Source organism: Haloferax sp. s1 (genome assembly GCF_058382125.1).
Window position 1 is genome coordinate 1 of sequence record NZ_JBZRPK010000720.1, and the last position, 21,573, is coordinate 21,573.

25 protein-coding genes are annotated in these 21,573 nt (G+C 62.3%); 14 read left to right on the forward strand and 11 right to left on the reverse strand.

Annotated features, from left to right (window positions below; all coding sequences use genetic code 11):
* Positions 1–85: 85 nt before the first annotated feature.
* Positions 86–355, reverse strand: a complete 270-nt coding sequence (locus tag QT222_RS20940; RefSeq protein WP_491478268.1) for a DUF8101 family protein — start codon at positions 353–355, stop codon at positions 86–88.
* Between the two features lie 94 nt (positions 356–449).
* Here QT222_RS20940 and QT222_RS20945 point away from each other — a divergent pair, with 94 nt between their 5' ends.
* From QT222_RS20945 to QT222_RS20955, 3 genes are all read left to right on the forward strand, one after another.
* On the forward strand, positions 450–1,253 hold the full coding sequence (locus QT222_RS20945; protein WP_491478269.1) for an inositol monophosphatase family protein: 804 nt from the start codon (positions 450–452) through the stop codon (positions 1,251–1,253).
* 135 nt (positions 1,254–1,388) lie between these two features.
* Complete coding sequence (locus tag QT222_RS20950) at positions 1,389–1,859, forward strand: Lrp/AsnC family transcriptional regulator (protein ID WP_004060354.1); 471 nt, start codon at positions 1,389–1,391, stop codon at positions 1,857–1,859.
* 115 nt (positions 1,860–1,974) lie between these two features.
* The gene (locus tag QT222_RS20955; protein ID WP_491478270.1) at positions 1,975–3,114 is read left to right on the forward strand and encodes a DUF63 family protein; all 1,140 of its coding nucleotides are present in this window, start codon (positions 1,975–1,977) and stop codon (positions 3,112–3,114) included.
* Between the two features lie 173 nt (positions 3,115–3,287).
* Here QT222_RS20955 and QT222_RS20960 read toward each other — a convergent pair whose 3' ends face one another.
* Positions 3,288–4,976 carry a YcaO-like family protein gene (locus tag QT222_RS20960; protein WP_491478271.1) on the reverse strand — a complete coding sequence of 563 codons (1,689 nt, stop codon included), beginning with the start codon at positions 4,974–4,976 and terminating at the stop codon, positions 3,288–3,290.
* A 55-nt stretch (positions 4,977–5,031) separates the two neighbouring features.
* Positions 5,032–5,859, reverse strand: coding sequence for a transcriptional regulator TbsP (tbsP, locus tag QT222_RS20965; RefSeq protein WP_004060357.1), 828 nt, complete (start codon positions 5,857–5,859; stop codon positions 5,032–5,034).
* A gap of 362 nt (positions 5,860–6,221) precedes the next feature.
* Between tbsP and glyA the strand changes: the two genes are divergently transcribed.
* From glyA to QT222_RS20990, 5 genes are all read left to right on the forward strand, one after another.
* Complete coding sequence (gene glyA, locus QT222_RS20970) at positions 6,222–7,469, forward strand: serine hydroxymethyltransferase (protein ID WP_491478272.1); 1,248 nt, start codon at positions 6,222–6,224, stop codon at positions 7,467–7,469.
* 212 nt (positions 7,470–7,681) lie between these two features.
* Positions 7,682–7,981 (forward strand): DUF211 domain-containing protein, encoded by a 300-nt coding sequence (locus tag QT222_RS20975; RefSeq protein WP_004060359.1) that lies wholly within the window; start codon positions 7,682–7,684, stop codon positions 7,979–7,981.
* The gene (locus tag QT222_RS20980; protein WP_004060360.1) at positions 7,981–8,553 is read left to right on the forward strand and encodes a VIT1/CCC1 transporter family protein; all 573 of its coding nucleotides are present in this window, start codon (positions 7,981–7,983) and stop codon (positions 8,551–8,553) included. The genes QT222_RS20975 and QT222_RS20980 overlap by 1 nt, the downstream gene beginning before the upstream one ends.
* A gap of 106 nt (positions 8,554–8,659) precedes the next feature.
* Positions 8,660–9,553, forward strand: coding sequence for a bifunctional methylenetetrahydrofolate dehydrogenase/methenyltetrahydrofolate cyclohydrolase FolD (folD, locus tag QT222_RS20985; protein WP_004060361.1), 894 nt, complete (start codon positions 8,660–8,662; stop codon positions 9,551–9,553).
* A gap of 15 nt (positions 9,554–9,568) precedes the next feature.
* Positions 9,569–10,075: an NUDIX domain-containing protein gene (locus QT222_RS20990; RefSeq protein WP_491478273.1), complete on the forward strand. Its 507-nt coding sequence runs from the start codon at positions 9,569–9,571 to the stop codon at positions 10,073–10,075.
* Positions 10,076–10,130: 55 nt separating this feature from the next.
* On the opposite strand, the gene QT222_RS20995 is transcribed toward QT222_RS20990, so the two are convergent.
* Positions 10,131–10,364: a DUF7385 family protein gene (locus tag QT222_RS20995; RefSeq protein WP_004060363.1), complete on the reverse strand. Its 234-nt coding sequence runs from the start codon at positions 10,362–10,364 to the stop codon at positions 10,131–10,133.
* A 69-nt stretch (positions 10,365–10,433) separates the two neighbouring features.
* Positions 10,434–11,144: a TFIIB-type zinc ribbon-containing protein gene (locus QT222_RS21000; protein ID WP_049917516.1), complete on the reverse strand. Its 711-nt coding sequence runs from the start codon at positions 11,142–11,144 to the stop codon at positions 10,434–10,436.
* 134 nt (positions 11,145–11,278) lie between these two features.
* Here QT222_RS21000 and QT222_RS21005 point away from each other — a divergent pair, with 134 nt between their 5' ends.
* Positions 11,279–11,425: a DUF8555 family protein gene (locus QT222_RS21005; protein WP_004060365.1), complete on the forward strand. Its 147-nt coding sequence runs from the start codon at positions 11,279–11,281 to the stop codon at positions 11,423–11,425.
* A 291-nt stretch (positions 11,426–11,716) separates the two neighbouring features.
* Here QT222_RS21005 and QT222_RS21010 read toward each other — a convergent pair whose 3' ends face one another.
* Positions 11,717–11,965, reverse strand: a complete 249-nt coding sequence (locus QT222_RS21010) for an amphi-Trp domain-containing protein (protein ID WP_491478274.1) — start codon at positions 11,963–11,965, stop codon at positions 11,717–11,719.
* A gap of 217 nt (positions 11,966–12,182) precedes the next feature.
* Between QT222_RS21010 and QT222_RS21015 the strand changes: the two genes are divergently transcribed.
* Complete coding sequence (locus QT222_RS21015) at positions 12,183–12,470, forward strand: PadR family transcriptional regulator (protein ID WP_004060367.1); 288 nt, start codon at positions 12,183–12,185, stop codon at positions 12,468–12,470.
* A 5-nt stretch (positions 12,471–12,475) separates the two neighbouring features.
* Here the strand turns inward: QT222_RS21015 and QT222_RS21020 are convergent, their stop codons facing one another.
* On the reverse strand, positions 12,476–13,741 hold the full coding sequence (locus tag QT222_RS21020) for an AI-2E family transporter (protein ID WP_004060368.1): 1,266 nt from the start codon (positions 13,739–13,741) through the stop codon (positions 12,476–12,478).
* A 220-nt stretch (positions 13,742–13,961) separates the two neighbouring features.
* On the opposite strand from QT222_RS21020, the gene QT222_RS21025 reads away from it, so the two are divergent.
* A complete protein-coding gene (locus QT222_RS21025; protein WP_491478275.1) occupies positions 13,962–15,314 on the forward strand; it encodes an aminotransferase class III-fold pyridoxal phosphate-dependent enzyme in 1,353 nt (450 codons plus the stop codon).
* 27 nt (positions 15,315–15,341) lie between these two features.
* Here QT222_RS21025 and QT222_RS21030 read toward each other — a convergent pair whose 3' ends face one another.
* The 3 genes from QT222_RS21030 to QT222_RS21040 form a co-directional block, all read right to left on the reverse strand.
* On the reverse strand, positions 15,342–16,670 hold the full coding sequence (locus QT222_RS21030; protein WP_491478276.1) for a transcriptional initiation protein Tat: 1,329 nt from the start codon (positions 16,668–16,670) through the stop codon (positions 15,342–15,344).
* Positions 16,671–16,738: 68 nt separating this feature from the next.
* On the reverse strand, positions 16,739–17,719 hold the full coding sequence (gene fen / locus QT222_RS21035; RefSeq protein WP_491478277.1) for a flap endonuclease-1: 981 nt from the start codon (positions 17,717–17,719) through the stop codon (positions 16,739–16,741).
* Between the two features lie 27 nt (positions 17,720–17,746).
* Positions 17,747–18,391, reverse strand: coding sequence for a GNAT family N-acetyltransferase (locus tag QT222_RS21040; protein WP_491478278.1), 645 nt, complete (start codon positions 18,389–18,391; stop codon positions 17,747–17,749).
* A 59-nt stretch (positions 18,392–18,450) separates the two neighbouring features.
* Between QT222_RS21040 and QT222_RS21045 the strand changes: the two genes are divergently transcribed.
* Positions 18,451–19,032: a class I SAM-dependent methyltransferase gene (locus tag QT222_RS21045; protein ID WP_491478279.1), complete on the forward strand. Its 582-nt coding sequence runs from the start codon at positions 18,451–18,453 to the stop codon at positions 19,030–19,032.
* Positions 19,033–19,053: 21 nt separating this feature from the next.
* Positions 19,054–19,470 (forward strand): DUF3054 domain-containing protein, encoded by a 417-nt coding sequence (locus tag QT222_RS21050; RefSeq protein WP_004060374.1) that lies wholly within the window; start codon positions 19,054–19,056, stop codon positions 19,468–19,470.
* Positions 19,471–19,538: 68 nt separating this feature from the next.
* Here QT222_RS21050 and QT222_RS21055 read toward each other — a convergent pair whose 3' ends face one another.
* Entirely contained in the window at positions 19,539–20,906 is a 1,368-nt protein-coding gene (locus QT222_RS21055; protein WP_491478280.1) for an MFS transporter, read from the reverse strand.
* Between the two features lie 246 nt (positions 20,907–21,152).
* On the opposite strand from QT222_RS21055, the gene QT222_RS21060 reads away from it, so the two are divergent.
* Positions 21,153–21,410, forward strand: coding sequence for a DUF8015 family protein (locus QT222_RS21060; RefSeq protein WP_004060376.1), 258 nt, complete (start codon positions 21,153–21,155; stop codon positions 21,408–21,410).
* Positions 21,411–21,573 lie beyond the last annotated feature (163 nt).

A 21,573-nucleotide genomic window follows, 5' to 3' on the forward strand; every position in this document is an offset into this window, starting at 1 on the left:
CCCGGGTTTCAAATTGCGTTTCGGTTTTTTTCGATTTCCCCCCGCGGAGCGGACGGCCCGTGTCCCGACCGCCGCTCTGCCCTACTTACTCGTCGAGCAACTGCTTCATCAGTCGGAGATATCCCGATGCGACGAGCGGTGCGTCGGCCACGGTCCGCTCGACGGCCGCCAATCCGTGTTTCAGTTGCTCTTTGAGGGGACTGGGTGGCACCTTGTGCTGAAGAATACGGGACGCTTTCTCGGTACACTCCCGCGCGGTCTCAGTGTCGCCGCTCCGGATCGCTTCTCGGGCGTCACCGAAGGCCGCAGTGAGCGCATCGCGAACGCGCACCGGGAGGTCGACTGCGTCTGTCACGACACGAAAATAAGTCCTACATCATGATAAGCCACCGGACTGGTGTCTCGCCTTCGGTCGGTGGATATAGGCCCCTTCCCGTTCTGCCACGGTCATGAACGAACTCGACGCTCGTGCGGACCGTGCACAGCGCGCAGCACGCAACGGCGGTGCAGTCGCACGACGCGCCTTCCGAACAGGAATCTCCGTCGAGACGAAGGACGGAAAAACGGATGTCGTCACGCAAGCCGACAGAGACGCACAACAACGGGTCGTCGAGCGTATCCGCGGTGCGTTCCCGGACGACGCTATCGTCGGCGAGGAAGCGGACGAGTTGAAGTCGGTTCCAGACGACGGCGCGGCGTGGATTGTCGACCCCATCGACGGGACGAACAACTTCGTCCGCAACATTCCGATATGGGCAACGTCAGTCGCCACCGTGGTCGATGGCGAACCCGTCGCCGCCGCGAACTCACTCCCCGCGTTCGAGGACCTGTACGCCGCCGACGACGGGGCGGCCTACCACAACGGAGAGGAGATTTCCGTGAGCACACGCGACGACCCGGAGACGTGTACCGTCTGTCCGACGTTTTGGTGGAACTACGACGCCCGCGACGAGTACACGGCCGCGACCCGCGCTATCGTCACGCGCTTCGGCGATATGCGTCGCTACGGGAGTATGCAAGTCGCACTCTCGTTCGTCGCCGACGGCGCGCTCGACGGCGTCATCACGAACAAGCGGGCGAACCCGTGGGATTCCGTTGCTGGGGTCCATCTCATCCGGATGGCTGGCGGCACGGTCACCGACCTCGACGGGAACGAATGGCGACACGATTCGCGCGGTCTCGTCGCCTCGAACGGGCACGTCCACGATGCGGTGCTCGAAGCAGCCCGCGAAATCGAAGCCGGAGACCACTAACCTGCGTTGGACGATACTGGATTCTGGACCCGTCTCTGCTGAATCCCATTTCTCGGTTTGTCGGTCGTGTCAATCAATAGGTGATTGATGCCTCTATCCGCAAGTGCGAAGTTAACCCCCTCAGTACGGAAGGGTATGAAACTCGACGCGACGGACCGGGCAATCCTCCGTATCCTGATGGAGGACGCACGGACACCGTTCAGCGAGATTGCCCGCCGAATCGACATGTCGAGTGCGACGGTCCACGACCGAGTCGGACGGATGGAAGATGCCGGCGTTATCGAGGGTTACCACGCCCATATCGACCCCCGACAGGTTGGACTCGGAACCTCGGCGCTGGTCGGCTTTCAGGTCAAACAAGGACACGAAAAAGAGGCGTTGCAGGAACTACGAGACATCGAAGGTGTTCAAGAAATCAATCTGACGACCGGCGAGTGGGACGTGATGCTCCGGGTGTACGCCGAGGACACGGACGCCCTGCGCGAACTCATGTTCGACCATATCGCGGAACTCGAAGGGTTCTCCCGCTCGCAGACGATGGTTATTCTCGGCACCGAGTACGACGACCCCGTCTTACCGATTCGAGAACCCGAAGACGAGGACTGACGGAAGGGAACGCACTCCTCGCACCGTACCAACCGGCTGCTTTCCGGCGGCGGGGCGTGCGCTCTGAATGCGAAAGACCGGAACCCTAAACAGGCCCGCCGTCGGGGTTTCGGCTATGGCAACGGTAGCAGAGCGAGTCGGTCTCGACCCTGAACGCCTCTGGGGCGTCGGCGTCGTGACCCTCCTCGTCGCACTCGCCGGCGGGTCGCTCGCGTTCCCTCGTGTCGTCTACGACGGCTTCATCTGGCACTACTTCTGGGGACCGGTCCAGGCCGACGCGAACTCGGCCGTCTGTGCTGTCCGGTCGGGCGGCGTGACCCAGTACCTCGACAGTGCGTCGGCCTGTGCCGCTGCGGCTGAACCAGTCGCGTACCCCGGCTACACCCTCGTCTCCGAAGTCGGGTATATGGTCACCCTCATCATCGCCCTCACGGGGATCGTGTTCCTCCTGCGTCGCCTCGACATCGGCGAAGACCCGCGGTTCTTCTTCGCTCTCGTCCCATTCATGTTCTTTGGCGGCGCGTTCCGCGTCGTCGAAGACGCAAACGACGCACCCGGCGTGGCCGACGCGCTCATCACGTACCCAGTGAATACGCTCGTCATCAGCCCGGTCATCTACGTGACCGTCTTCGCAATCACGCTGGTCGCCGTCGTCGGGAGCGTCGTCGCCGAGCGAGAGGGCATCGTCGATAACTACATGAAACCCCTGCTCGGAGCCGGGACAGCCGTCCTCGCGACCACGCTCGGCTACCTCCTGTGGGCCGGCATCACCGGCGCACAAGGTGCAACGTTCTATCCGCAGGTACTCCTCGTCATCCTTGCCGGAGCGACGGTCGTCGCCACCGCGACGTGGTGGCTCGTCGAACGTTTCGCACCCGAGGTCAACGAGGGGACGGGTCGAATCGGATTCGTAGTCATCTGGGGACACGCAATCGACGGCGTCGCAAACGTCGTCGGTCTCGACTGGATGACCGCCCTCGGAGCGGGCAACAACCTCATTCCGAAACACCCGGTGAACAAAGCAGTCGTCGACCTCACGGCCTCCACGCTGCCGGAATCGGTGCTCGCCATCACGGGCGACGCGTGGCCGTTCCTGCTCGTGAAACTCGTCGCGGCGACGGCGGTTGTCTGGGTGTTTGACGAACAGATATTCGAAGACAGTCCGCGCTACGCGATTTTGCTCCTCATCGCCGTCCTCGCGGTCGGTCTCGGGCCGGGTACCCGCGACATGCTTCGCGCGACGTTCGGCGTCTAAGCACGTACACCTCTTTTTCTGCCATTTCCGAACGAAGATTCATATACAGAGCCGCGGCCAGCGCGCCTATGCTCTAACCTACGCCGCGCGGCGACTCGCGGGAGTCCGGCACGTCGCCGCGCGACCACGAGCGTGCCGGCTGTCAGCCACTTAGCAGCGCGAAATCCAGACAATTACGGGAACGGGTGGAACTCGCGGTCCAGTCGCGGTTCGAACCCGAGGTCACGCGGGACCGAGCGCGCGCGGTCGGCGAAGAATGGTTCACCGATGAACAGCGGTTGCGCTTCCGGAACCAACACGCGGACCGCTTCGAAGCCGAGTTGCTCGACATCTCTGGGCGTGATTCGAGCGCCGTAAGCGTCGAGGCCAGCATCCGTGACGCGCTCAACTACGGCATCAAGTTCGTCCGCTCCTTCGGGAATCTTGTCCGGCCCAACCGAGTCGGCGGGAATCGTCGCTTCCGTCGAGACGAATGTCTGAGCAGCGTCTGGGAAATCAGCGTAGGTGGCAATCGCACCGCCCTGCGTCGCAGCCTGTTCGGGCCCCATCCCGCGGAGTTCGGTCCAGTTCTGTAGCGCCTCCGCGAGCGCCGAGCGGGCGGCGCTGTTGGCATCGAGGTCGGCCCCGGACCCCATCGCGAATTTCGGCCACTCCCCCTCGCGGTGGACGGCAACGGCGACGACGGGTACGTCCACGTCCTGCGTCACCAACAACGCCGTCACGTCGAGGTCTTCCGAGCGGGCGCGAGTGGTCAAGGTCTCGAACGTCTCGTCAGTCACATCGAGACCGAGCGGGTCGAACGTCGAGTACCACGCGAGCATCGTCGCGTCGCGCTCGATAGTCTCGTACAATCCCGAGAGAATCGCTTCCGTTCCGGAGTTTCCGAGTCCGAGTCCCGTCGTAATCGACGGCTTGTGTCGCTCCGTCGGCGGCGGGTAGTGGACGAACTCTGCAGGGAGCGAGACGGTATCTCCGGTCTCAAGGTGTTCGCCGTCGACCCACTGAATCGGTTCGCTCGGGTCGGGGTCGCGGTACGAGTCGGGTCTGATGAACCGACTCGGCGGGATGGCATTCGGTCGAGAAGCCGTGGGTGCGACGGCGAACTCGCTCGTCCGGTAGACCCCGGCCGAATAGCGCTCCAGCGCCTCGCCGAGTGCCTTCATGTACGCTTCGTCCCACCCCGCCGCAGCACCGCCTGCGAGTTCAGCAGCGCGGGCGTCCGCGTAGGCAGTCGTGTCGGCAGTCTGTGCGACATAGTACGGAAGCGGGAACGATTCGCGTTCGCCGACCTGCGTGATGATGCCGACGCGGTCGTCGACCGCCTGCTCCGCTCGCGAGAGTGCGTCGTCCAACTCGACCGTGCGGAAATCGCGGCGGACGACTCGGTCGCGGTCGGTCGGTTCGGGAACCGGAAGCAGCGCCCGCTCTCGGCCGGGAACCTCCACGACGGTCCCCGAAATATCGCCGCCGGAGAGCAGTGCGATACCGCGTCGACCCGCAACGGCACCGGCGAGTCGAACCGCCGCGCGGTCGCCCGAGGGCCGTCCGTCAGATTCGGTGGTCGACGCGACACGAGCGCGGAGGTCGGCGAATCCGGCGCTCGTTTCGTCGAACGCCGAGACGGCGGCGTCGATGTCAGTGACGGCGTGACCACCGATGCCGCCGATTTCGACTGTAAGCCATCGTTTCGCAGTGGCGTCGGCCGTGTCGAAGGCGTCGTCACCGACCGCCGCGACGACGAACCCGAGGTCGAACTCGCCGAGCGAGTCCGGAGTTGTCTCGGTGACTGCCGCGTCGATATCGGTACACGCCGCACGAATCGACTCGGCGGCGGGACCGCTCCCGACGAGTCCGATGTTCATAGTCGCGACGAAGAAGTGAGAAGCAAAAAAGCGGGGGGTCTTCGACGGAGGCCGGTCAGCCTTCGAGCAGTTCTTGGGCCACAGCGGCGAGTTCGTCGGCATCGGCGTCGACGAGTTCGTCGGCACCGAGCTTCAGACGGAGACGGGGACGACCGACGTCGATTGGGACCTTCTCCGTGTCGATAAGGTCGAGTTCTTCGAGTTTCGTCTTCGTCCGGGAGAACGTCGCCTTACTCGCGATGCCAACGTCTTCGCCCCATTTCGAGATATCGTAGAGAAGTACTTCGTTGCGGGCGGCAACGAGAAGCGAGATGGTCACTTCGTCGAGGCCGTCGCCGTCGCCACGGGCAGATGAGAGCGAACCGAGTACCGCGTCAAAGTCGGCAAGCGTCTCCTCGCCAATATCCTCGGCGAGCGTTTCGCGAACCTTCGCCAGCGGCGGCGTCCGGAGTTTGAACTCCGGTGCGTCTTCCCAGTGTGCTTGGTGTGCTTCGAACGCCGTCTCGACGAACTCCGCGTCGTCGGTGACAAGCCCGGCGACCTTCCCGCCAGCGCCGACGAGCGCGACGACAGAGTTAGGCGTGACGAAGAGCGTGTTTTTGACTTCGTCGTTGGCGGTATGCATGGAGAGCACGCCGTCGGCGACGAGGTTCGCGGCGTTGGATGCGATGATGAAGTCATCCAGCACGTCCTTCAACACGCCTTCGTCGGCGACGAGGCGAATCTCGGGAAGTGTCTCACCGATGTCTGTTGAGACGGATACGATACCTTCGATGACCTCTGCGGTCGGGTTCGCAACCAAGACCTCGTCCTCCGTCGAGGAAAGGACGGACTCAATGATGTCTTCTACCCCCTCAGCGAGTAGATTAGAACCAATAGCCATAGCTTGAATATCGGCCGTAACATATTTAATATTAACGCAAGTCGACTAGCAGAACGTATACGAAAACGGGTTGTAACAAGTAATAATCAAGCGAATTGAGCAATTCATTTCAGAAATTTTACTTCTACTCCAATGTGGGAAAATCGATTTGTAGCTGGTGGCAGTACCGTAATGCGATTTGTTGACATATATCTTAGTAAGCCGATATTCAGGTTCAAAGATAGGTTTCGTGAAACCGATTCCACGTATTCGTGTATCTGTTACCCGATAACACGGCCAAATATGCACATGTGTGCAACACATCACCGGCAGGCGTAGCCAAAGGGGACACATTTATGCCGTAATTGGGCGGGATAGTATGTATGGACTACAGCCACGTCCGCGACGTCGACCCCGCTGTGGCAGATGCCCTCGAAGGTGAGGTCGAACGCCAGCGCGACACACTCGCGATGATTGCATCCGAGAACCACGTCAGCGAAGCGGTTCTCGAAGCACAGGGGAGCGCCCTGACAAACAAGTACGCCGAGGGCTACCCCGGCAAGCGTTACTACGCTGGCTGTGAGTACGCCGACGAGGTAGAGAACCTCGCCATCGAGCGCGCGAAAGAACTCTGGGGCGCAGAACACGTCAACGTTCAGCCCCACTCCGGGACGCAGGCGAACATGGGCGTCTACCTCGCCATGCTCGAACCCGGCGACAAGATTCTCTCGCTTGATTTGACTCACGGCGGCCACCTGAGCCACGGCCACCCCGCGAACTTCACCGGGAAACTCTACGATGTCGAGCAGTACGAGGTCGATGCCGAGACGGGCTACATCGACTACGAGCAACTCGCCGAGAAGGCCGAGTCGTTCGAACCCGATATCATCGTCTCCGGCTACTCCGCGTACCCGCGCGCCGTCGAGTGGGAGACGATTCAGGACGTCGCCGACTCCGTCGACGCACTTCACCTCGCGGACATCGCCCACATCACGGGCCTCGTCGCCGCGGATGTCCACCCCTCGCCGGTCGGCATCGCCGACTTCGTCACCGGTTCGACGCACAAGACCATCCGCGCCGGTCGCGGCGGCATCATCATGTGCAAAGAGGAGTACGCCTCCGACATCGACAGCGCCGTCTTCCCCGGCGGGCAGGGCGGTCCCCTCATGCACAACATTGCCGGCAAGGCCGTCGGCTTCAAAGAAGCACTCCAGCCCGAATTTGAGGAGTACGCCCAGCAGGTCGTCGACAACGCGAAGGTCCTCGCCGAGACGTTCGAAGACCACGGTCTCAGCGTCGTCTCCGACGGCACCGACACGCACCTCGTTCTCGTGGACCTGCGTGACTCCCACCCGGACCTCACGGGCGGCGACGCCGAGGACGCCCTCGAATCGACGGGTATCGTCCTCAACGCGAACACCGTCCCCGGCGAGACGCGCTCGGCGTTCAACCCGAGTGGCATCCGCGCCGGTACGCCCGCGCTCACGACCCGCGGCTTCGGCGAAGACGAGACCCGCGAAGTCGCCGAACTCATCGTGAAGGTCGTCAACAACCACGACGACGAAGCCGTGCTCGCGGAGGTTTCCGAGCGCGTGCAGGAACTCTGCGACGCCAACCCGCTGTACGAGTAAGCGTCGCTTCGATACCCACCGATTCTTTCGACTGTCTGACCGCCCGAGTCGTGCGTCACTCCCGACACGCCGACCGGCCGTTTTGACACGACAGTGCGCCGTTTACCACCCCTAATGCGTAGGCGCACTCTTCTCGGGATACTTTCGACGTCACTCGCCGCGAACCTGCACCTCGTGTAACACTATTACCCGCCGCGACGTACCGTCGCCCCATGGCACCTATTCGTCGCCTCGTCCTCGACGTATTGAAACCACACTCGCCGTCGACGGTTGAATTCGCCCGCGAAGTCGCCGCAAGCACCGGTGTGGCGGGGGTGAATACGACGCTCCTCGAAACCGACCGCGAGGTACAGAACCTCCGGATCATCGCCGAAGGCGAGGACATCGACGTCGACGAGGTCGAACGACGAATCGGCGACCTCGGCGGCACGGTCCACTCCATCGACGAGGTTGTCGCCGGCGAGAGACTCGTCGAATACCGCGACCAACCACAAGACTGGTCGCCGTCGTGATGTTCGGGCGACTCGTCTCACTCCTGCGAGAAGACAGCGTTCGCGCCATCTCCCGGCGGTACTTCGTCTCGAACGGGTTCGACGGCGCGCTGACGTGCATCGGTCTGGTTATCGGCGCGTTTCTCACCGGTGTTACAGACGGGGTGACCGTCGTCAAAATCGGTCTCGGTGCCGCCGTCGGTCTCACGACATCCGGCGTCTGGAGCGTCTGGGAGATAGAGCGCGCCGAAAAACTGGCCGAACTCGGACGCATCGAAGACGCCATGTTGGCCGACCTTAGCGGAACCGCGGTCGAACGCGACAAAGTGGCCGCCCGGAGCATCAACGCCGCCGCCAGTGGTCTCGGGCCGCTCGTCGGTATCGTCGTTCCACTGGTTCCGTTTTTCGCGGCCGGAACAGTCCTCTCGATGAGAATGGCGACGCTCGTCTCCGTCTCCCTCGGCACGGGAATCCTCTTCACGTTCGGCGCGTACATGGGGTCAATATCCGACCAGCGCTGGTACGTCGCCGGCCTTCGGATGGCGCTCGCGGGCGTCGCGGTGGCCGTCGTGAATCTGCTCTTCGGCGGGTGAATTTGGGGAGAAAATGACCACAATCATGCATATTTACTCCATTTTGAAACCGAGAATACGCACGATTCCGAATCTTTGAAATGGTCGGGGGACCCTGTTTGACGCAATGACGACCATCATCGACGGCAACGCCGTCGCCGAGGAGATTCGGGACGACCTTGCCGACGCCATCGACGCGCTCGCAGACGCTGGCGTGAAGCCGGGTCTCGCAACCGTGCTGATGAGCGAGGACCCCGCGAGCGAGACGTACGTCTCGATGAAACAGCGCGACTGCGAGGAAGTCGGCATCGAGGCGTTCGACTACGAACTCGACCCCGAGACGCCCGCGGACGAACTCTACTCGCTCGTCGACGACCTGAACGAGAACGACGACGTACACGGTATCCTCGTCCAGATGCCCGTTCCGGACCACGTCGACGACCGGACGGTCCTCCGCCGCATCGACCCCGCAAAAGACGTCGACGGCTTCCACCCCGAGAACGTGGGTCGTCTCGTCGCTGGCGACGCTCGCTTCAAGCCCTGTACGCCCCACGGCGTCCAGAAGCTCCTCGCCGCCGCCGACGTAGAAACCGAAGGTGCAGACGTGGTCGTCGTCGGCCGCTCCGATATCGTCGGCAAGCCGATGGCGAACCTGCTCATCCAGAAGGCCGAAGGCGGCAACGCCACGGTCACGGTCTGCCACTCGCGGACCGAGGACCTCGCCGCGAAGACCCGCGAGGCGGACATCGTCGTCGCCGCCGCGGGCGTCCCCGAACTCGTCACGGGCGACATGCTCTCGGAAGGCGTCGTCGTCATCGACGTGGGCGTCAACCGCGTCGATGCGGACAACGACAAGGGCTACAAACTCGTCGGCGACGTGGACTTCGACTCCGCGAAGGAGAAAGCGAGTGCTATCACGCCCGTCCCCGGCGGCGTCGGCCCGATGACGCGCGCGATGCTTCTGTGGAACACGGTGAAGGCTGCCGCCGAATCCGAAGGCATCGACGTCGACCTCCCCTAAGCAAGCGGCGACACGATGGACGCGTCCTCCAGGGCCGATATCGACGGCGAGTGGACCGTCGACGAAGCCGGCATCATCAGGCGTCGAAACAGCCACGACCTCGATGCCGAGTCGTTCGAGCGCGCTCTCGAACGAATCCGCGGCGGACTCGAATGGGGTGTCGGCGCGCTCTGTGAACGGGACGGGTCAGTCCTCCTCGTCCGACAGGACGACCAGTGGCTCCTCCCCGGTGGCGGCGTCGAACCCGGTGAGACGAAGCCAGAGGCACTGGTTCGCGAACTGGACGAAGAGACGGGTCTCGATGCTGACGTGGGTGCGCTGCGGGTCGTCACAGAACAGACGTTCCAACACGGCGGTGACGAAGCGAGTTTTCGCTTCGCCATCTACGAGGCCCGCGTCGAAGGCGAACTCACCGACGACCCGGGGCTCGAAGACGAGTCGATAACCGACGTGTCGTGGTTCGAAAGGCTCCCGGATGACACGCTCGACCGGGCGCTGATTCGATTCCTCTGCGAGCGCTGAATCAGACCTCCCAGTTTAGTTCGGTTTTTCGCCCGATTCGGGTCAGTCTTGTATGTTACTCGTGTGTGGCAACGAGCAGTCGCTCGGCTTCGCGCCGGACGCAGAAGCGCGTCCCAGCGTCTACGTCGAAACTGTGTGCCTGCCGGTTTGAGATGAGGAGTTGAGAGAAGTCGTCGCCGCAGGCGGGACAGGCCACGCCGTCGCGGTTCTCGACGAGCATCGTCTCGCCGTCGTCGCGGAGCAGTTTGACGCGGTGTCGAACGTCGTGGATGTCGAACCCAGCAGTCATCGTCGGCGAAGGGTCGTCGGAGGGCAAAAACGTTCGGTGAATCGGGGCGTCAGATGCGACGGGTATGGGTTAAAAGAGCGCCGCGAGTCGGTCCCGAGCCGACGCGAGGGCGTCGAGGTCGTCGTCAGCGAGTGCAGTGTAGATATCACGCGTCGCCCTGACGAGTGATTCCGACTCCGAGAGCGAAACTGCACCTTCGAGCGCTTCGACGCGCTTGAGGTGGTTCGAGAGCGTTTCGAGCGTCTTTCTCGCCTCCGGGTCAGGGTGGTCGTCGAGCCACGTCGAGAGGTCACGCCGGTAGGCGTCGATGGCCTCGGCGTAGGCGAGACCGCGTGCATCAGTCATCGAGTCGGGAACCTCGTCGGAAGCGGGGCGGTCACCCTCGTCGGTCCCGCGGAGCAGACTGAGAACGTAGAGTTGTTCGTCGTCGGACGGCCGATTCGACCGTGCGACGACGTCGACCGCGTGGAGTAGTTCGTGGGCCGCGAGCGACGTCTCATCGAGCGGGAGCAGTTCGCCTCCCTGTATGTACCCCGTCTTTCGAATGTAATCTCGGAGGTCGGACTTCAGCGCCGGTGCGGCATCTCGGATGGTTCCGTCGCCGACCGCAGACCGGTGTTTCGAAAGGTCGAGTTCAGTCTGCATGGCGGTGTGCTGCGCTCGGTCGCCCACGCCGACGCTCCGCATACTTCCGCAGTGCGGGCACGATACACTCCCCGTCTCGTAGTACGACCATTGGCGGCCGCACTCCTTGCACTCGCGCTCGCCGCGTATCTCCATACGGGCGAGTTCGACCCGCTCGCGCAAAAACGCGACGACCCGTAACGGGTCGAGTGACCAGTACCCGCATAAAATAGTTTGAACTTCGACACGAATGTCCGGGCTACATACGTCCGGCGGCCCAGAGGCAATGTATGCGCAGCGAATCGGAGGTTCGAGAGCAGTACGAGTTCCTAAAGGAGGAACTGGAATCCGAAGAGATGCGACACGAAGGCGTTCGAAAACTCATGACTCACTACAGACGAGCGCTCGGTTGGGTCCTCGAAGAAGAACACATGTGACAGTTCATACGGACACATGTGGACGGTGTTAGACAGCCAAAACTGGGAAGACCACAAACACCGGTAGGTGCGAATCCGAGCGACAGAGCATCAATAAAGCGTACATTCAGTCGTGTTGTCAATGGTTGGCACTCGTCGTTATCTTTAAGTGAAACCGAACGATAGCTGATAGTGACGCTTCGCTTTGGAGGGCCGAAGCGTCAGCGGGGACCAATTCAGGGCGGCACGCCGTGCCGGAGATTTCCGGCACGGCATGCTTTCCTTCTACTCGATGACTATCAGTCTGAGTCGCTACGCCGTCTTTTCCAAGTGGAGTTCGAACCGGACACGACGAACGACGCCAGCATCGGGGGCATCATCGTCTTGTTCGACGGTCACTTCGAGGGTGACCTGTTCGGGAACATCGAGGACCACCGTTTCTTCATCATCGTGAAATTCCAGCTCACCGGCTTCGAGCCGGTCGGCCGCATCACGGAGATACACAGCGACTCCAGCCCGTTGTTCCCGGATTTCCGTTTCGAACAGTCGGTCAATGCCCATTGGTAACTATAAACATTCAAGCCGCATAAGGAGGAGGAGCCGTCCAGTTGTGAACATATCCGGTCGACGAAACAGTAGTTATCGAAGAATAGTAAATCAATCAACATAATCTGGGAGAGCATATTCTGGTGACTCGAACCGTTTCGGGCGTAGAATCATCGGGACATGCCGATATGTTTATCTGAATTAGACAATAACATACATTTCGAATTTACCGATGTACGACCTGACAGGATTCCAGCGAGACCTGCTGTACGTTATCGCCGGTCTCGAAGAGCCGCACGGACTCGCTATCAAAGAAGAACTCGAAGCATACTACGAAAAGGAGATTCACCACGGTCGTCTCTATCCCAACCTCGATACGCTTGTAGAGAAGGGTCTCGTCGACAAGGGGCAGCGTGACCGCCGAACCAACTACTACACGCTCACGCGTCGCGGCCGTCGTGAAATCAAAGCCCGCGACGAGTGGGAAGCAGAGTACATTCCGGAAGACTTCGACGCCTAGGGAGGCTACCCGTCGAGACCGGTGTCAGAGGGCGAGCGAGAGTCCCGACTTGGTCTCGTCTCGTCGCGGTCGGAAAACTCGGGGGCGTCGAGGTCGTCATCTGCCGACCGGTCCATTCTCTCTTCTTCGCTCGGTTCGTCTGTCACCGGCGAGGGTGTCGTCTCCTCAGCCGTCGGACTGTCGACCAGATGCACTGGGTCGACCATATACGGCCGAATCGGTTTCCCCGCTAGCAACTCGGGAAGGACGAGTCGGACGAAGTTTACGAGGAGGACGAGTACCATCGGCAGGAGGAAGATGCCGTACCACCCGAACAGCAGCGGGCCGAACGTGTAGGCAATCATCACGGCACCGACGTGGAGGCTCCGACCGGAGACGTACGGCCTGAGCACGAGGTCGGGAATCGTATCGACGATGACGAACGAGACGGCGGCGAAGAGGAGAACGAACCACAGTCCCGGCGGATTCGCCAATGTGGCCTCTAAGCCCATGTACCCCGTGACGGGGACGTAGACGAGTTTCATTCCAACCACCGGGATGAGACTCGCGACACCAGCGAGCAGGCCGACGAGGGCAGGGGCAGGAATCTCGACGCCTGTGGGTGCGAGCACGTTCAGAAGTGAGTAGGCGATAACGCCGATTGTTCCAGTGAGCACGGCGTTCAGGATGTTCCCGAAGAAGATGTTGTTGAAGTCGCGGTCGACGGCGCGCACGTACGCTTCCAAGATACCGTGGTCGTCGCTGAACATCGACCGACCCCATCGACTGAGCCGATGGTCGTCGCGGAGGAGGTAGAACGCGAACGCAATCATGACGAACAGGTGGATTGCGCCGACGCCGAGGAAGGCGAAGGTGTTGGCTGCGACGCTGAGTGAGTCGAACAACGAACTGATGGCATCCGGTGTCAAAAGCGAGCCGAAGTCGTACTCCAAAAGCGCCTGCGGGCTGGCAATCCCCTCGAGTAATTTCGGGTCGATACCGTACGCTTCGAGGTCGATTACGCCGTTATTGGTCGACAGACGGTCGGCGTACTTCAAGAACTCCCGGAGGGCGATTGTCGCCGCGTAGGTGACGAGGCCGAGTGCAGGGAGTGCGAGTGCGAACAGTGCCACCGCAGCGGCGAGACTCGGCGGACGGATTCGTCGACGAATCCGCCGGTAGATGGGCCGAGTCGCGTAGTAGATGAAGAGACCGAAGACGAACGTCCCGATGAAAGAGTAGACGACGAAGGTGAACGCACCCGCGAGAACCAACGCGAGCGCCCACCACATCGCACGGGAACGCTGAATGTCACGGAGAGCCATACAGGACAGGGACGGGGAAACGGCAAAAGCCTATCGAGCGTTCGACAGGTCAGACGTGTCTCCGTCACGTTTGCCTGTGGTGTCCGACGGGGACCCACGCGAAACCAACCGACTGAACCTCTATCTTCGTATATATTACATTATTAATAGCGAATGTCTTAATCCACGTGCCGTTGTACCATTACTCATGGATCGAGAGACGGCGGAACCCCACGTCGATACCATGCCCGGCAAACGCGCTCGTGAGTGGGTCGAATACCACCACGACCACGCTGCACCGAGTACCTACGTCTACGACTTCGTCTGGGACATCACCGCCGAGGCGGAGGGTCCGTTTTGTACTGATGTCGACGGAAACGTCCTCCTCGACTTCACCAGTCACGTCGCCGCCGCCCCACTCGGCTACAACAACCCGAAGATTATGGACCGAATGTCGGAGTTCGACCTCGTCGACCCGACCAAGATTGCCGGACAGGACTTCTACGTCAGTGACGGGTCCGCCCCCGGCGAAGAGCAGTTCCCCGGTCCCGCCGCCCTCATGGACAAACTGACGGACCTCACGAGCCACTACAGCATGGATACCGTCTTCCTCTCGAACTCCGGGGCCGAGGCCGTCGAGAACGCCATCAAAATCTCCTACGACAACGCCGACGGCGCGAAGTACGGCATCACCTTCGAAGGCGCGTTCCACGGCCGCACGCTCGGGGCGCTCTCGCTCAACCGCTCGAAATCGGTCTACCGGCGCAAGTATCCCGAGATTTCGGGCGTTCTCGACGTTCCGTTCTGCGACGACCGCTCGTGCTCCCCCGAAACGTGCTCGTGTGGGTTCTTCCCCGACTCGGAGTCCGGCGCGTCAAAACTTCGGCAGAAACTCCACCCCGAGACGGGCCACGTCGACGCCGACGAGGTCGCCTACGTCATCGTCGAGCCGGTTCAGGGCGAAGGCGGGTATCGCTTCCCCTCCGACGCCTTCGCCGACGAACTCGCCGCCGTCGTCGACGACTACGACCTGACGCTCATCGCCGACGAGATTCAGTCCGGCGTGGGCCGAACCGGCGAGATGTGGGGCGCAGACAACTACCCGATGGAACCGGATGTCATCACCGGCGCGAAAGGTCTCCGCGTGGGTGCGACCATCTCGAACTCCGATATCTTCCCGTCAGAGAAGAGTCGCCTCTCTTCGACGTGGGGTGCAGGTGACATCCTCTCGTCGATGCAGGGCGTGTTCACTCTCGAAGCAATCGAGGACTACGACCTGCTGGACAACGCCGTCGCCCGCAGCCGCCAGTTCAAAGAGACGGTTCGAGACAGCGCCCCCAACACCGTCACCGACGTGCGCGGGAAGGGTCTCCTCCTCGCCGTCGAGTTCGACAGCAAAGACCGCCGCGACGACGCGCAGGAAGCCGCGCTCAAGCGCGGTCTACTCACTCTCGCATGCGGTCACAAAGTGCTCCGTATCCTCCCACCGCTCGACGTGACCGAGCGCGAAATCGACATCGGCGCGAACATGCTCCTCGATGCTATCGGGGACGTGTCGTAGGGCGACGGCCGGTTTTTCTACGCTTTCTCAGCCCTGTTCGAGTGGCTCGACCACGTCGCCGAGGTTGCGGAGCATCCCTTCGGCGATGAGAGAGTACACAGACGATTTGACGCGGTCGCGCCACGCTGGACCGTCACCCATTTCGAGGCCGACGTCGCCACCGCGAATGAAGCTCGCAGCCTCGTTCGCGACGACACCCGCGAAGTTCGAATCGTACTCGTCTTTGGTCGTTCGGAACTGACGCATCGCCCGCCGTTTCGCACGGAACGACCGCCCGGAGTCGTAGTCGGTGTCACCCTGTTCTACGTCGAGTTCTGAGAGGGCGAAATCGTGTGCTCGGCGTTTGAGGAGGGCATCGCCGGTGGCCACGACTCGAAGCACGAGCAAGTCGCGGTCGAGACTGTTCTCGAACACGCGGAAGTCGTTGTCGTAACAGAGGCTGTATAATTCGAATTTGGCCACGCCGTGGGGGGTTCGGTCGTCGTCACCGAGTTCTTCTTCGACGTTGGTTCGCATCTCTCCGCGGATCGGATACTCCTCGATTTCGGCCAGAAAGTCGTCGAGGGCGTTTTGGATGCGACTCCGATGCGACGTGGGTTGGCTTCCGAGGTTCGACTGGTACTGGTCTCGGTAGTGCCGGGCAGTTCGGATGTACTGCTTCGCTTGGAGATGCGACCCCCACGTGCTTGCGATGTCGTGGGCGTCGTACTCGTCGGCGTCGGCCGTGCCGCCGGTGAAGATTCCGCCTTGATGCGATTCCACCCGGGCGGACATGAGTCGTCGTTCGATGGCGTAGAGATACCCAAGGTCGCGGCCCGCATCGGAGACGCGGTACTCGGAGATGGAGTCGGCGATGTCGTCGGTTGTCCGTCGGAGTTTCCGGCCGCGTTCGACGACTGCTTCGGGGTCGGCCTCATCGAGGACGACCTTCGCGGCACCGATTGCTTGGCCAGTGAACAGCAGTCCACTGATTGTCGAATGGAGTCGCTCGCGATTACTGCGAGTCCCACTCTTCGCCGATTCGAGGTGGCCGCCGGAAGGGCTGCGATTGAGGTGGACTCGTAAATTGTCGTTTTCGACCGAGTCGAGGTCGATACGCGAGCGCAACTCGTTCGCCAGTTCGACTGCATCCTCCAGCGCCGCCACCGCCTCGTCGGCGTGGTCGTCACTGACGGGCGGCCGCCAGACGTAGTTACTCGATGGGTCCGGGTACAGCGTCGTTAGCGTGTCTGTCACCGGGTCCGGGAGCCACGTCGGGGCGAACCAACTCACTCCAGCGACTGCTGCGCTCCCGCCACCGAGGAGGCCGAGCAGCTGTCGGCGCGAAAGGAGGGACGATGTTTCGTCGTCGGGCATACGGCTGAACTCGCAATCGACCGAACTAAACGTGTTGTGGTGTCGTCAATTCGGGGAAGACATCTATCCTACGTCCAGCGGTCCAGTCCCGTCTGCGTAACCGATTTCTCGATGCGCTCGAAACCGCGCCGAACTTCGTCGGGGTCGACTTCCCACGTCTCGGTGACGAACTCGCGGGCGGCGTCCACATCGGGGTCGATTCCCGTGTTGTAGTCGTAGTCGTCGGTGACTGGTGGGTCGAGGAAGAACTCGCGCACCCGGTCGGCGTTGGGGATGCTGTCGCCGCGAGCTTCGAGGACGCTCCACAGGTCGCCGTGTTTCTTGACCTCCTTGACGGCGGTCTTCGGGCCGACGCCCGTGATTCCCTCGTTGAAGTCGGTCCCGCAGAGCATGGCGATGTCCACGAGTTGCTCCCACGAGATATCGTGTTTTTCGAGGGTTGCATCGAGGTCCATCAGTTCCGGGTTCCCTTTGCTCGTGAGTTGCCGGAGCGTGTACGGTGCGCCGAACAGGAGCGTGTCGTAGTCCTCGCTTCCGACGTAGTCGGCATCGCCTTTACGAGCCATGTAGGACGCCTGCGCCTCGCCCTCGGCAGGTGCTTCGACCACCGGCACGTCGAGCAGGCGGAGCAGTTCACGGCTCGTGTCCTGAATCGTCTCCGTGAGTCGTTGCGTGCGAGCTTCCATCCGGGCGGCTTCGACCGCGTCGCCAGCTTCGCGTGCTTCTTCGAGGCGTTCTTCGGCCTTCTCGCGCTGTTCGCGACGCTTTGCGACCTCGTCGTCTTTCATCTCCGTGACGCCACCGTCGAAGACGAAGACGGGCGTCAGGTCGTGTTCGAAGAACTTGGGGAGACCTTGGACGATACCGACGAGGTTGGCGACTTCCTCGCCCTCGCTCGTCGTGTACTTCTCCGAACTCGTCCACTTGACCGTCGTCGTAAGATAGCGATACAGCCAGTTGTGCGCGTCCACGGCGACCACGCTTCCGGCCACCTCGTCGAAGGGCACCTCAGAAAGCGCGGCGAGCGTCCGCAGGTCTGCGTTTCCCATTTGCTCGGCCTTCGAGATGCGGGGGTTTCAATCGCCCGAGTGCGCGTCGTCGAGGGAGGGAGAACCGACTCCTTCGTGGCCGGGGGGAGTGGTTCCCTCGCGGGCAGCGAGAAATTCCCGTTCTCGGTCGTCGAGGTCGCGGACGCGATAGCGGTCAAGTCCCGACTGGTACGTCTCACGGGAAACCGACGCGGGCGCGTCCGCCGGGCGCTCCAAGACCAGTTCGGCGACACCCGTCTCGCGGCCGGTGAAACCGAACCCGGCCTTGTGGCACGCCTCGTAGGCGAAGGGGTTGTTCGTGGCGATTCGAACCGTCTCGTAGCCGCGTTCGGCGGCCGCCTCGCAGGTTCGGGCAAGGAGCGTCGGGCCGAGTCCCTCGCCCTTCCGGTCGGCTCTGACGGTGACGTATCTGAGCCAGAGCGTCGACGGGTCGGTTCGGTCCTCGTTGAACGCGACCGCCGCGACCACGTCCTCCGACAGCGGGGGTAGCGAATCCGGACCGCCGGTCGGTGCGGGTCGCTCGTCGTCCAGTGGCGGAAGCGGTGTGTCCGGGTCGCGGAGCACCGCCTTTCCCGTCTTTGGGGTGACGAACTTCCCCGCGTAGGCGAACCGCCGGTAGTCGAGCCTGAGTCGCGGCCCGTCGTCCGGCCACCCGAGGAGGTCGAACTCCATGCGTGAGAGAGAGTCCGCCGCGCGCAAGAACCTTCCCCGACGAAGCCGACAAATCGGGCATGCACGGCGCTGGCGACGTTCGGTTCTTCGACCGGTTCGCACCGCTCTACGACCTCGTGATGCCGCCCGCCGAAGCGGATGCACTCGAAGATGCCCTCGCCCGTGCCAACCGACCTGTCGAGCGCGTCGTCGACATCGGCGGCGGGTCCGGCAGAGCGACGCTCGCGCTCGACGTTCCCGAGCGAATCGTCCTCGCCCGCTCGGCAGGGATGCTTTCGCGGGCACGAGAGCGCGGTCTCGATTGTGTACGCGGTGATGCCCGGTCGCTCCCGTTTGCGGATGGTTCGGTCGATGCCGTGACCGCCGTCGACGCCTTCCACCACATGCCGAGTCAGCGGACCGTCGCGGAAGAAGTCTACCGCGTGCTCGCACCCGGCGGCGTCTTCGCCGTCAACGAGTTCGACCCCGAAACGCTCCTCGGGTGCGGGTTGGTGGTTGCTGAGCGAGTCGTCGGATTCGGGTCGTCGTTTGCGACGCCGCAGGAACTGACGCGCTTTCTCGAACGCGTCGGGTTCGAGTCGGCAGTTGTCGAGACGGGGTTCGAATACACGGTGGTCGGGAAAAAACGGGAAAACCATTAGGGGGGCGACGAATCCACGGGTATGGCAACCTCGACGTCCTTCCTCGAGGAGCGACTCGATGCCGGGGCGCTACCCATCGCCGTGGGTGACGTACTCGCCATCTTCCTCCTCGTGACCGCTGGCGTGATTCAGCACAACGGGGTCCCATACCTATCGAATGAACCAGTAGGGTGGGTACTCACAGCCGTACCGTTCCTCATCTCGTGGGCAATCATCTCGCCGCTTCTGGGTGCGTACTCTCCCGGTGCGGCGGAGTCGGCAAAGTCGGCTGTTCCGCTCGGCATCCGGTCGTGGCTCGTCGCCGCGGTTGTCGGTGTCGGGATTCGCTGGACCCCGCTTTTCGAAGGCGGCGCAGAACCCGCGTTCGTCGCCGTCATGCTGGTCCTCGGATCGGCCGCCATCGCCGTCTGGCGAACCCTGTACTTCCGAATCGTCTGAAAACCAACCCTCTGAATCGTTCAAAAAACAAACCCCGAAACACTCGAATTCTGGCCGCCCGAGCCGTTTTAGGCGAGGGTCGGCCGCCGTCGCAACAACGTCACACCAAGGAGCGCCGCGGCCGCCGCGAACCCGGCGAGCACCGTGAAGAGCGCCGTGGAGTCGGCGACTGCGAGCACGAAGCCCGCGATTGCGCCGCCGAGTGCGCCCACGCCGAACACGCCGAGGTAGGTGAAGCCGTACGAGAGACCGCGCAATCCGGCGGGCGTGTACTCGGCGACAGTCGCCTGATAGAACGGCTGAACCATGAACAGGAAGAAGCCGAGGAGCGCACAGATTGCGAGGAGCGGGCCGACGCCGAGACTCGCGACGGGAAGGAACGCGACGGCGACGACCGCGAGCGCGCCGAAGCCGACGATTAACCCCCGTTCGGTTCGAATGCGGTCCGTGAGTTTCCCGCCGACGTACTGTCCGAAGACGCCGATGGTGAGCAGGCCGGCGTACACATACAGTTCCACGTCGAGCGTCGGTGCCGCGGCCGCCGACCCGGGAACGAGCGCGGCGGGAAGCAGCGTCGAGATGGGAACCGGTTCGATGCCGATAACGTTGCCGAGGAGGTCCGGAAGGAACGTCGTGACGCCGCGGTAGTAGAGTCCCGAGAACATCACCAGCGCGAACACGAGGGCGAAGCCACCCGCGAAGAGGTGCTTCGACTGCGAGACGAACTCGCCGAACGAGGAGACGCCGGTCCCGGCTTTGTCGTCGGCGTCAGCGTCGACCGCGGCAGCGTCGTCCCCAGTTCCGCCGTCTGCCGCGGCGACGGCCGCCTGTTCTTCGAAGTCAGCACGTGTCGCGAGAACGGCCGCCAGGAGTGCCGGAATCGCGAGGACGCCAGCGACGAGGTGCCAGTCGAAAAAGAGCAACAGAAGCGCCGTGAGGAAGGGGCCGAAGCCGATACCGAGATTACCGGCGATGCCGTGGTAGGCGAAGCCCGTGCCCCGTTCTTCGACGCCCGTGCTGATGAGCCGGAGTCCGGCGGGGTGATACACGCTCGCTGCTGCGCCCCAGACGATGAGCGCGAGTGCGACGACGACGAGGTTGGGGGCCGCCGCGAGAAGAACGAACGAACCGGCCATTCCGAGGAGGCAGGCGACGATGAGGCGCTTCGACCCGATGCGGTCCACGAGGACGCCGCCGGGAAGTGCTCCTAAGCCGAACAGGGCGAACCCGAGACCGACCATCACACCCAGTGAGGCGGTCGTAACGGGAATTGCCGTGAGACCGAGGTCGATGGTGGCGTACTCGTTGAGCCAGATGGCGACGAAGATGGGAATCGACAACTCGTACGTGTGAACCATCCCGTGGGCGAGCATCACCAGAGCGACGATTTCGCGGTCGTTGCGATTCACGTGTTCGAGGACGACTCCAACACAGATAATCATGTGGAGTCACGGCAGATGACGCACACGAGACCCTCTCGCCAATATATGTTAATTGTTGGCATACAACACAGAATGCAACAATGAAAACAAAATGAGGTAACGTACCCCGACGCTAGGACGACGCCGTCTTGCGTTTATTTACTCATAAGTTATGAGAATGTGTTTGCAAAGTCACGGCAAGAATATCAGTCATCTATGGGAAAGAACTATACCGCTTACACACGTATATTAATCTATATTATGACCGGATACTACGACTACATTCTTGGGCTCATCCCGCTCGCACTCATCGGCATCACTGGTTCTCTCGTCGTGGTCGGCTTGCAACTGACCATGGCAGTGCCGATGGCTGCGGGTGTGGCCGCGCTCCTCACCGGCCACGCGCTCTTCGTGAACGGCCCATCGTCGTCCTCCCCGTCCACTCCAATCCACCGACTCGACGAACACACCGGTCCCGCTGACGCGACTTCTTCTCCTTCGGTCCTCGACGCCGACTAACCCCGTACGTACGCCCGATTGGCCGGTTCCGCGGCCCGCAGGGTTTTGACCGACGGCGCCGTTTCGCCAATGATGACAGACACGTTATTCCTCACGAGCGACGAGGTCAGCGGACTGGCGACCCCGGCAGAATACGTCGAGGCAGTCCGTGAGGGGTATAGAC

Excerpts from the sequence above, each read along its gene's own strand:
- QT222_RS21030 (WP_491478276.1), bottom strand. The coding sequence starts at position 16,670 with ATGCCCGACGACGAAACATCGTCCCTCCTTTCGCGCCGACAGCTGCTC.
- QT222_RS21020 (WP_004060368.1), bottom strand. The coding sequence starts at position 13,741 with ATGTGGTGGGCGCTCGCGTTGGTTCTCGCGGGTGCGTTCACCTTCGTC.
- tbsP (WP_004060357.1), bottom strand. The coding sequence starts at position 5,859 with ATGGCTATTGGTTCTAATCTACTCGCTGAGGGGGTAGAAGACATCATT.
- glyA (WP_491478272.1), top strand. The coding sequence starts at position 6,222 with ATGGACTACAGCCACGTCCGCGACGTCGACCCCGCTGTGGCAGATGCC.
- QT222_RS20945 (WP_491478269.1), top strand. The coding sequence starts at position 450 with ATGAACGAACTCGACGCTCGTGCGGACCGTGCACAGCGCGCAGCACGC.
- QT222_RS20950 (WP_004060354.1), top strand. The coding sequence starts at position 1,389 with ATGAAACTCGACGCGACGGACCGGGCAATCCTCCGTATCCTGATGGAG.
- QT222_RS21040 (WP_491478278.1), bottom strand. The coding sequence starts at position 18,391 with ATGGAGTTCGACCTCCTCGGGTGGCCGGACGACGGGCCGCGACTCAGG.
- QT222_RS21060 (WP_004060376.1), top strand. The coding sequence starts at position 21,153 with ATGACCGGATACTACGACTACATTCTTGGGCTCATCCCGCTCGCACTC.
- QT222_RS20960 (WP_491478271.1), bottom strand. The coding sequence starts at position 4,976 with ATGAACATCGGACTCGTCGGGAGCGGTCCCGCCGCCGAGTCGATTCGT.
- QT222_RS20990 (WP_491478273.1), top strand. The coding sequence starts at position 9,569 with ATGGACGCGTCCTCCAGGGCCGATATCGACGGCGAGTGGACCGTCGAC.
- QT222_RS21000 (WP_049917516.1), bottom strand. The coding sequence starts at position 11,144 with ATGGAGATACGCGGCGAGCGCGAGTGCAAGGAGTGCGGCCGCCAATGG.
- QT222_RS21025 (WP_491478275.1), top strand. The coding sequence starts at position 13,962 with ATGGATCGAGAGACGGCGGAACCCCACGTCGATACCATGCCCGGCAAA.
- QT222_RS20975 (WP_004060359.1), top strand. The coding sequence starts at position 7,682 with ATGGCACCTATTCGTCGCCTCGTCCTCGACGTATTGAAACCACACTCG.
- QT222_RS21005 (WP_004060365.1), top strand. The coding sequence starts at position 11,279 with ATGCGCAGCGAATCGGAGGTTCGAGAGCAGTACGAGTTCCTAAAGGAG.
- QT222_RS20980 (WP_004060360.1), top strand. The coding sequence starts at position 7,981 with ATGTTCGGGCGACTCGTCTCACTCCTGCGAGAAGACAGCGTTCGCGCC.
- QT222_RS20955 (WP_491478270.1), top strand. The coding sequence starts at position 1,975 with ATGGCAACGGTAGCAGAGCGAGTCGGTCTCGACCCTGAACGCCTCTGG.
- QT222_RS21050 (WP_004060374.1), top strand. The coding sequence starts at position 19,054 with ATGGCAACCTCGACGTCCTTCCTCGAGGAGCGACTCGATGCCGGGGCG.
- QT222_RS21010 (WP_491478274.1), bottom strand. The coding sequence starts at position 11,965 with ATGGGCATTGACCGACTGTTCGAAACGGAAATCCGGGAACAACGGGCT.
- QT222_RS21045 (WP_491478279.1), top strand. The coding sequence starts at position 18,451 with ATGCACGGCGCTGGCGACGTTCGGTTCTTCGACCGGTTCGCACCGCTC.
- QT222_RS20995 (WP_004060363.1), bottom strand. The coding sequence starts at position 10,364 with ATGACTGCTGGGTTCGACATCCACGACGTTCGACACCGCGTCAAACTG.
- fen (WP_491478277.1), bottom strand. The coding sequence starts at position 17,719 with ATGGGAAACGCAGACCTGCGGACGCTCGCCGCGCTTTCTGAGGTGCCC.
- folD (WP_004060361.1), top strand. The coding sequence starts at position 8,660 with ATGACGACCATCATCGACGGCAACGCCGTCGCCGAGGAGATTCGGGAC.
- QT222_RS21015 (WP_004060367.1), top strand. The coding sequence starts at position 12,183 with ATGTACGACCTGACAGGATTCCAGCGAGACCTGCTGTACGTTATCGCC.